Genomic DNA, 8,652 nt, shown 5'->3' with positions numbered 1-8,652 from the left:
CCAGCTGCGCGATGGCGTCGGTCATGCGACGCGTGACGGCCACCGTGTTCGAGCCGGCGTCTTTGTAGACCACCATGCCGATGGCCGACGTCCCATCGAGACGCGTGAGCGTTTGCGGATCGGCCAGCCCTAGCGACACGGTCCCCACATCGCGCAGCGTGATTCCCGCGCCCACCTTCCCGACTGGCGTATCGAGGATCTCGGCCGGACTGCGAAACTCCGTGAGCGCCCGCACCGAGAAGCGAAACTGTCCTTTGCGAATGGTGCCGCCGGCACCCGTCGCGTTCTCAGCCCGGATCGCGGCCGCCACGTCTTCCGGCGTGAGATCGAGCGCACGCAGCTTCTCGGGGTCGAGCTCCACGCGGATTTCATCGTCGGGTGCTCCCACGACCGCCACACTCGACACGCCTTCGATTTGCTCGAGACGTCGCGCATGCACTTCGGTGGCCGTACGCGCCAAGCTGCGCAGGTCGCCACCACCCTGCGCCCGCGAGTCCTTCGCCGCTTGCGATGCTGATTGCTTGATGGCCAGCACCGCGATGGGCCGTTCACCCGGATCACTGGTCAGCAGCGTGGGACGATCGGCGCGCTCCGGCAGCTGACTGCGCGCGGCATCGAGTCGTTCCCGCACCGACAGCACGGTGGCGCGCATATCAGTGCCCCACTCGAAGCGCGCGGTGGTGGTCACTTCATTGTTGCGACTCACACTGCGCAACTCGGTCAGCCCCGGCGTGGCGCCGATCGCTTCTTCAATCGGCTCGGCCACAAAGCGGGATACTTCCGGTGCCGCGGCACCGGAGTACGTGGTGCGAATGGTGAGCACCGGCAGCGACACATCGGGCAGCAACGACACCGGCAAGCGGCTCAGTGACACGGAGCCCAGCAGCACGACGGCCAGGATGGCGGAGAGCGTCGCGACGGGGCGACGCACCGCGTAGGCGGCGAGACTCACGCGCCGCCCTCCCTATCGCTTGAGTTTCGGCGCACGATCGAGACGGGCGGTATCACCCGACTCGCGCGGCGCACCTTCGCGCGGCGCCGTCACGCGCACCGGCGCGTCGTGCGTGAGCGTGAGGTGTCCTTCGGTAATGATCTGATCGCCTGGATTCACCGGAATCTGTCCGGTGGTGGAGTCGGGGAGCACTTCGGTATCCACGCCATTCGTGCGACCGGGCACGATGTACGTCCACTGCGCGCGGCCGTCCTTCACCACGAACACCAGCGGTCGCCCGTCGCGCTCGATCACCGCGCGCGACGGCACCATGCGCCGTCCGGGCAACCGGGTCGCCTCGAGCTGCACGTCGGCATACATGCCGGGGCGTAGCGTGCCATCGCCCTGCACGCGCACGATCGCGCGGCCGGCGCGGGTGACCGAGTCCACCAGCGGCAACAGTGCATCCACGCGGCCGCGCAGCAGTCTCCCCGGCGCGCCCGCGCTGCTGATGCTGGCTTCGCCGCCCACGCGCACCAACGGCAAGTCGTGTTCGAGCACCTGCGCCTCGATGCGCAGATTGCGGGTGTCCACCACCGTGAGCAGCGCCTGCCCGGCACTGACCTTTTCGCCGGCCGAGATCTCGATGGCATCGACCGTGCCGTTCACGGGGCTGCGGATCGTGGCGCGATCCTGTTCGTACTTGGCGCGCTCGAGGCGCAAGCGTGCGCCTACCAGGCCCGCCTTGTTCATCAGCGCCTTGCGCTGCTCCGGCGTGGGGCCGCGACCGGTCACCACCGACTCCGGCACAAAGCTTTCCAGAAAGCGCTGCTCGGCTTCGTCGGTACTGGCCTGCGCGTCGCGCACCGAGAGGTCGAACGGATAGCCATCGAGACGGGCCAGCACCTGTCCCTTGGTGACGGCCTGCCCCGGTCGCACCACCAGCTGCGCCACGGTGCCCGCCACTTCGGCGCGCAGCTTCACGGCCGCATCGGAGCGGATCTGTCCCGTGGTCGTGACCCGTAGCACCAGGTCGCCATCGCGCGCCTCTTCGGCCAATACCGGCAGCGCCAGCGCCGGGCGACCGGCTTCCTCGGCCGCCTCCTGGGCGGCGGTGGAGGTGGCGCTGGCAGAATCGGTGGTCGCGGCGGCGTCGCCCTTGTTGCAGGCGGCGAGCGTGAGCGCGAGCAGCAGTGGCGCGGCGCTCAGCAGGCTGTCAGCGGTGCGAACGGCCGGACGACGAAGAGGGGTCTGCATTGGGATCGTCAGGAGCGAAGCCGGCGTGCGCGGGAGCGCGACGCCGGGCGATGGCACGCAATTGGGGTCGGACCGACGGCCACGGGCGCCGTCGGGTGATGCGGAAACAGTATGGAGGTCAGGTCGTCATCGCGCGATAGCGAAACGACGCGTGCGACATCATCGGACCGCGACCTCGCTGGCGGCCAATGCCGCCGTCTCCGCACGACCGCCCAGCGTTCCGCAACGCACCGCAAAGGCTTCCGGGAAGCAGCCCCTCGCCGCCGATACCCCCATGCTTCCTTGCCCCAGTCGTCCCCAGCGGATTAACTTGCGCAGTCTAGCCGATGAACGGTGTTCCTTCGGGGATGCCACAAGCCGGCGTTGCGCGTGTAGCTCAGTTGGATAGAGCGTCTGCCTCCGGAGCAGAAGGTCGCAGGTTCGAGTCCTGCCATGCGCGTCCGTTCGGCCTGCGGTCACTCTCGTTTCCCATGCCTAGTGCACGTAGCCGAGCTGAAGCGGAAGTCGGTTCCTGAACTCCTGGCGCTGGCCGCGTCGTTGCACGTCACCAGTACCAGTGGCCTTCGCAAGCAGGAGCTGATCTTCCGGATCGAGCAGGCTCTGCTCGATGCCGAAACGACGCTGTACGGTGAAGGCGTCCTTGAAGTGCTCCCGGAAGGCTACGGATTTCTCCGGTCGCAGGACTTCAATTATCTGCACGGCCCGGACGATATCTACGTCTCCCCTTCGCAGGTGAAGCGCTTCGACCTCCGCACCGGGGATACGGTGATGGGGGAAGTCCGCCCGCCGAAGGAGTGGGAACGCTATCTCGCGCTCCTCAAGGTGGAGCGCATCAACGGTGGTGACCCTGAGCAGTCGAAATTGCGTAGCGCCTTCGACAACCTGACCGCGAAGTACCCCGACGAGCGCATCCGCCTCGAGCGGAGCAACGGCGAAGTCGCCACCCGGATCTGCGACATCATCGCCCCGCTCGGGAAGGGCCAGCGCGCCCTCATCGTGGCCCCGCCCAAGGGCGGCAAGACGATCCTCATGCAGCAGCTCGCGAACGCGATCATCGAGAATCATCCCGAGATCACGCTCATCGTGCTGCTCATCGATGAACGTCCGGAAGAAGTGACCGACATGCAGGCCAGCTGTCCCAAGGCCGAGGTCATCTGCTCCACCTTCGACGAAACGGCCGAACGCCATGTGCAGGTGGCCGACATGGTCATCGAGAAGGCCAAGCGTCTCGTCGAAACGGGTAAGGACGTGGTGATCTTGCTCGACTCGATCACGCGATTGGCCCGTGCTCACAACGCGGTGGCGCCCTCCGGCGGGAAGATCATGTCGGGTGGGATGGAAGCCTCGGCCATGCAGAAGCCCAAGGCGTTCTTCGGCGCGGCGCGTAATCTCAAGGAAGGCGGCTCACTCACGATCGTGGCCACGGCCCTCATCGAAACCAACTCGCGCATGGACGAGCTGATCTTCGAGGAGTTCAAGGGCACCGGCAACATGGAGCTCGTGCTCGATCGCAAGCTGGCCAACCTGCGCATCTTCCCCGCCATCGACATCAACAAGTCGGGCACCCGCCGTGAGGAGCTGTTGCTCACGCCGTTCGAACAGCAGCGCATCTTTTTGTTGCGCGCGTTCCTGGCGGACATGCCCTCCGACGAGGCGCTGCAGTTCCTGATCAAGCGCATGGAACGCGCGCAGAACAACAAGGAATTCTTCGACCACATGGCGGAACCCTGACCCCCTTTATGCCTCACGCCCAATGAACGCGACGACCGGACGCCTCCTCGCGGTGGACTGGGGGGACAAGCGTATCGGGCTGGCCGTCAGTGATGAACTGGGCATGCTCGCCTCGTCCGCCGGCGCCATCACGCGCCGCGCGGGTAAGCGCCCGCCGATCGCCGAGTTGATGCGCCGCGCCGACGAACTCGGCGTGACGGGCTACGTGTTCGGTCTGCCAATCGATCCGGCAGGATTAGAGACCGATCGCTGCCGTGAAGTGCGCGACGTGGCCGCCAAGCTCATCACGCGCCAGCCGCTGCCGGTGCGGTTGGTCGACGAACGCTTTACCACGTCGGCCGCGCTGCGCAGCATCAAGGAGCAGGGTGGCAGCACGCGTGGTCGCAAGGAAGAGGTGGACGCCTTAGCCGCCTGCATTCTCTTGGAAGGGGTGCTGCGCGCGTCGTCGCAGGGCGTCACGCTGGGCGAGCTGGTGAGCGCGCCGACGCCGTGAAGCGCCTCTTGCTACTCGCGGTCCTCGTCGTGGCCGCGTGGTTCGCGTACAGCGAGATCGCCGGCAGCGGCGACGCCGGCGTGGCGAGTGAGCGCGTCGTGATCCCCAAGGGCGCGTCCATGCGCGCCGCGGCGGAGTCACTCGCCGTGCACGAGGTGATCGGATCGACCCGGCTGTTCCGCTGGTACACCGCGGCGGCCGGGCGCGAGCGCACGATCAAGCCCGGCACCTATCAGTTCCCCTCGGATGCCGGCTACGCCTACGTGCTCGACGCCCTGGTGACCGGACGCGGCATTATGCGCACGGTGGTGATCCCGGAAGGCTTCGACTTGCGCGACATCGCACCGCTGCTGGCCAAGGCGCTGTCGGTGCCCGACGACTCGGTGCAGGTGGCCGCGACCGACACCACGTGGCGCCGCACGCTGAACGTGCCGGCGGCCTCGCTCGAGGGGTATCTCTTCCCCGCCACCTACGCCTTCGCCGACGGCACCACGGCGCGTGAAGCGGTGAACGCGATGCTCGAGCGCTTCGAGTCGGTGTGGAAGCCCGAGTGGGATGCGCGCGTGAAGGCGATGGCCATCTCGCGGCACGATGCGATCACCATGGCGTCCATCATCGAGAAGGAAGCGCGCAAGCCTGAAGAGCGCGCGCTCATTTCGGCGGTGTACTGGAATCGCGTGAAGAAGGGCATGCTCCTTCAGGCCGATCCCACCGTGCAGTACGCGCTCCCGCAGCACGTGGATCGCGTGTTCTACAAGGATCTCGAAGTGGAATCGAAGTACAACACGTACAAGTACGTCGGCCTGCCGCCCGGCCCGATTGCGTCGCCCGGTGAAGCCTCGATTGCCGCCGCGCTCGCGCCGGCCGATGTCCCGTATCTGTTCTTCGTGGCGCGCGCCGATGGCGGTCACGAATTCCGTACCACGTTCTCCCAGCATCAGCGGGCGATCGCCGACATCAAGCGCGCAAAACGCGCCACGCAGCCCCAATGAGCACCGTGGCGTCGACGCCGCGCAACGCGCCCACGATCTCCCTGCTGATCGCGACGTACAATTGGCCGCAGGCACTCTCGCTCGTGCTTGCGAGCGTCCGGGCGCAGCGTGTACCACCGCTCGAGGTCGTGATCGCCGATGACGGCAGTCGCGACGAGACACGCGCGCTCATCGAGCGCGAGGCGCAACACTTCCCGGTGCCGATTGTGCATGTCTGGCATGAGGACACAGGGTTTCGCCTGGCCGCGATACGGAACAAGGCCATCGCGCAGTCGCGCGGGGATTATGTGGTGCAAATCGACGGCGACATCGTGCTCCATCCCGAGTTCATTGCGGGACATGCGCGGTTCGCGCGCCGCGGCAGCTACGTGCAGGGCTCGCGAGCGTTGCTGTCGGAGGCGGTGACGAACCGCCTGTTTGCGGGCGACGACGTGCCGGTGTCGTGGTATGCGCCGGGGATCACCCATCGGGCGAATGCCGTGTACGCCCCGTGGCTCTCGCGGTTCGTCAACGGCCCCACCGGCGCACTGCGCCGAACGCGCGGTTGTCACATGGCGTTCTGGCGCGACGACCTGATTCGGGTGAATGGCTACGACGAGTACATGGAAGGATGGGGCCGCGAGGACAGCGAGCTCGCCCTTCGGCTCATCAACGCCGGTGTCGTGCGGCGCAACCTCAAATTCTCCTCCGTGGCGTTTCATTTGTGGCATCGCCTTGCGAATCAGGACGCCGTGGACCGGAACCATGAGCGGTTCGAACGCGCACAGCGTGAACGGCTGACCCGGGCGGAGTGCGGACTGGACCAGTATCTGCGCACGCCGGAGCCGCTCACATGAGTCGCGCACCGCGTACGCCGGGGGCGGCGGTCGTTTCGCGTCGGGGTGTACAGCGCCTGCGCGGTGGTCATCCCTGGATATTCCGCTCCGACGTGGAGCATCGACCATCGGCGCCAGCTGGCATCGTGCCGATGGAAGGCCCCGACGGTGCCCCGCTCGGGTTCGCGTTGTGGAGTCCGCTATCGGAGATCTCCCTGCGCCGCATCGAGACCGATCTGTCGCGCACGCCCGACGACGCCTGGTGGCACGAGAAGCTGCGCACGGCGATCGCTCGGCGGGCGCCGCTGGCCGTTGAATCGAACGCCTATCGCTTGGTGCATGGCGAAGGCGATGGCCTGCCCTCGCTGGTGGTGGACAAATACGGCGACGTTCTCGTGGTGCAGCTGCTGTCGGCCGGTGTGGACGCCTGGACCGACACCATCGTGTCGTCGCTGGTGGAGCTCACGCAGTGCACGGGCATTCTGGCGCGCAATGATCCGGCCGCGCGCGGTCGCGAAGGGCTGCCGCGCGAGGTGAAGCTGCTGTACGGCGAGGTGCCGCGCACGGTGGAAGTGGAGGAGCATGGCGTGCGCTATCTCGCCGCCCCATGGGATGGCCAGAAAACCGGCGCGTTCCTCGATCAGCGCGAGAATCGTGTGCTCATCGGGTCGCTGGCGCGTGGTCAGGCGCTGGACTGCTTTGCGTATCACGGCAGCTTCGCGCTGCATCTGGCCAAGCAGGCCGACACGGTCTTCGCGCTCGACGTGTCGGCGCCGGCGCTGGCGCGCGTGCACGAGCATGCCGAACGCAACGGGCTCACGAACATCGAGCCGGTCGAGGGCGACGCGTTCGACGTGCTGCGCGCGTGGTACCGCGAAGGCCGTCGCTTCGACACGATCGTGGTCGATCCGCCGGCGTTCGCGAAAACCAAGAGTGCCATCGATGGCGCGCTGCGCGGCTACAAGGACATCAACCTGCAGGCGATGCGTCTGCTGGCGCCGGGCGGACTGCTGTTCACCGCCAGCTGCAGCTTTCACCTGTCGCGCGGGCATTTCTTCGAGATGCTGCAGGAAGCCTCGGCCGACAGCGGCCGCGCCTTCGCCCTGCGTGCGATCACGGGCCAGCCGCTCGATCATCCGGAACTCATCACCGTACCGGAAACCGGTTATCTGAAGGGTGCCCTGCTCGAAGCGATGAGCTGAGCGTTCCGGTGACCGGCTTCGTGCGCGTGGCCGTCGAGCGGGCTCAGCGTCGCTGACAGCGCGGGCAGTAGAAGGTGCTGCGCCCCGCCTGCGGCAACCGCTTGAGCGTCGCGCCGCAGCGGCGGCACGGTTCGCCGTCACGGCCGTACACGCGCCAGATCTCACTCTCATCGACGTCATCGCGTCCGTAGTAGCGCTCGGTCGGCGCCGTCTCGAGCACGTGGCGAATGGCATCACGCAGCCGCGTCACGCGTTCGCGCGACAACGTGTTGGCGGCGGTGGCGGGATGGATGCGCGCTTCCCAGAGCGCTTCCGACGCGTAGATGTTGCCCACGCCGGCTACCAGTTTCTGATCGAGTAGCGCCGGCTTGATCGGCCCGCTCCGACGCGCCAGCGCGGTGCGAAAGCCATCGGCGGTGAAGTCGTCGGTGAGCGGCTCGGGGCCTATCGCCGGCAGCACGAAGGTGCCCGGCGCGTGCAGGCGCACCACACCGAGCGCCCGGCTGTCCACCAGCGAGACCCGCACGCCGTCGGCCGTTTCCAGGCGCACCCGCTCGTGGCGGGGCGCCTGGTCCCCCACGCGGGTGAACTCCCAGTCGCCGGTCATCCGGAAGTGGACCTCGAGGATGGCGCCCCCCTGAAGGTGCACCAACTGGATCTTCGCCCGACGTTCCACCCGATCGATGGTGAGCCCTTCGGCCGCCCGAAGGGCGTCCGCCGGCAGGTGCCGCTGCTGGGAGGGGTGCATGGCGTCGAGGCGGGCGATGACGCGTCCGGCGACCGCACTTCGCAGTCGCTTGGCGGCGAATTCGACTTCGGGCAACTCGGGCATGTGGGGGCGGCGGAGAGGGCGAACGAGCGACACTGGCGGCACTGTCGCGGCACCATCCCAACTCTAATGCCGAAAGACACTTGGAAGTTCAGGGATCACAAATCCGTCGACAATCTCCTCTTGCGTTCCGGATGTGGATGGCTACTTTATCCACATTCCATCCACACTTCTGGGGTACCGCTATCCATTCTCCCCGATCGCTCAAGTACGAGTACGAGCTGTACGTCGAACGCGAAATCGAGGACTACAAGGACTCGGTGTCGCGCGGCGCGCTGCTCAAGATCGGCGACGAAGCCGTTGAAGTGCTGCGCAAGCAGGACCAGATCGCGCTCACCGAGATGGTCGTGTGGCAGGAAGTCGACCGGCTGATCACCAAGCGCCTGCGACTCCCCACGTACG

Annotated in this window: 9 protein-coding genes and 1 tRNA gene; 7 read left to right on the top strand and 3 right to left on the bottom strand. The window is 66.9% G+C overall.

Going from position 1 to position 8,652, the window contains the following annotated elements; all coding sequences use genetic code 11:
• Positions 1–952 (bottom strand): efflux RND transporter permease subunit (locus ACIRA7_RS12865; RefSeq protein WP_396221247.1); only part of this gene is annotated, 952 nt, incomplete at its 3' end.
• Positions 953–964: 12 nt separating this feature from the next.
• Complete coding sequence (locus ACIRA7_RS12860; protein WP_396221246.1) at positions 965–2,188, bottom strand: efflux RND transporter periplasmic adaptor subunit; 1,224 nt, start codon at positions 2,186–2,188, stop codon at positions 965–967.
• A gap of 365 nt (positions 2,189–2,553) precedes the next feature.
• On the opposite strand from ACIRA7_RS12860, the gene ACIRA7_RS12855 reads away from it, so the two are divergent.
• The 6 genes from ACIRA7_RS12855 (at position 2,554) to ACIRA7_RS12830 (ending at position 7,421) form a co-directional block, all read left to right on the top strand.
• Positions 2,554–2,627, top strand: a tRNA-Arg gene (locus ACIRA7_RS12855).
• On the top strand, positions 2,621–3,919 hold the full coding sequence (rho, locus tag ACIRA7_RS12850; protein WP_396221245.1) for a transcription termination factor Rho: 1,299 nt from the start codon (positions 2,621–2,623) through the stop codon (positions 3,917–3,919). The genes ACIRA7_RS12855 and rho overlap by 7 nt, the downstream gene beginning before the upstream one ends.
• 22 nt (positions 3,920–3,941) lie before the next feature.
• Positions 3,942–4,412: a Holliday junction resolvase RuvX gene (gene ruvX / locus ACIRA7_RS12845; protein WP_396221244.1), complete on the top strand. Its 471-nt coding sequence runs from the start codon at positions 3,942–3,944 to the stop codon at positions 4,410–4,412.
• Entirely contained in the window at positions 4,409–5,404 is a 996-nt protein-coding gene (mltG, locus tag ACIRA7_RS12840) for an endolytic transglycosylase MltG (RefSeq protein WP_396221243.1), read from the top strand. Before ruvX ends, mltG begins: the two co-directional genes overlap by 4 nt.
• On the top strand, positions 5,401–6,240 hold the full coding sequence (locus ACIRA7_RS12835; RefSeq protein WP_396221242.1) for a glycosyltransferase family 2 protein: 840 nt from the start codon (positions 5,401–5,403) through the stop codon (positions 6,238–6,240). The genes mltG and ACIRA7_RS12835 overlap by 4 nt, the downstream gene beginning before the upstream one ends.
• Positions 6,237–7,421 (top strand): class I SAM-dependent rRNA methyltransferase, encoded by a 1,185-nt coding sequence (locus ACIRA7_RS12830; protein WP_396221241.1) that lies wholly within the window; start codon positions 6,237–6,239, stop codon positions 7,419–7,421. The genes ACIRA7_RS12835 and ACIRA7_RS12830 overlap by 4 nt, the downstream gene beginning before the upstream one ends.
• Before the next feature lie 43 nt (positions 7,422–7,464).
• On the opposite strand, the gene mutM is transcribed toward ACIRA7_RS12830, so the two are convergent.
• Entirely contained in the window at positions 7,465–8,253 is a 789-nt protein-coding gene (gene mutM, locus ACIRA7_RS12825) for a bifunctional DNA-formamidopyrimidine glycosylase/DNA-(apurinic or apyrimidinic site) lyase (protein WP_396221240.1), read from the bottom strand.
• Positions 8,254–8,390: 137 nt separating this feature from the next.
• Here mutM and ACIRA7_RS12820 point away from each other — a divergent pair.
• Positions 8,391–8,652 (top strand): hypothetical protein (locus ACIRA7_RS12820; RefSeq protein WP_396221239.1); only part of this gene is annotated, 262 nt, incomplete at its 3' end.

The organism is Gemmatimonas sp. (assembly GCF_044376735.1).
In the GTDB taxonomy this organism is placed as follows: Bacteria; Gemmatimonadota; Gemmatimonadetes; order Gemmatimonadales; family Gemmatimonadaceae; genus Gemmatimonas.
This window is presented reverse-complemented; position numbering and strand designations above follow the sequence as displayed.

What these genes read in the sequence shown, in the direction of transcription:
- ACIRA7_RS12860 (WP_396221246.1), bottom strand. Translation starts at nt 2,188, where the DNA reads ATGCAGACCCCTCTTCGTCGTCCGGCCGTTCGCACCGCTGACAGCCTG.
- rho (WP_396221245.1), top strand. Translation starts at nt 2,621, where the DNA reads ATGCGCGTCCGTTCGGCCTGCGGTCACTCTCGTTTCCCATGCCTAGTG.
- ruvX (WP_396221244.1), top strand. Translation starts at nt 3,942, where the DNA reads ATGAACGCGACGACCGGACGCCTCCTCGCGGTGGACTGGGGGGACAAG.
- ACIRA7_RS12835 (WP_396221242.1), top strand. Translation starts at nt 5,401, where the DNA reads ATGAGCACCGTGGCGTCGACGCCGCGCAACGCGCCCACGATCTCCCTG.
- ACIRA7_RS12830 (WP_396221241.1), top strand. Translation starts at nt 6,237, where the DNA reads ATGAGTCGCGCACCGCGTACGCCGGGGGCGGCGGTCGTTTCGCGTCGG.
- mutM (WP_396221240.1), bottom strand. Translation starts at nt 8,253, where the DNA reads ATGCCCGAGTTGCCCGAAGTCGAATTCGCCGCCAAGCGACTGCGAAGT.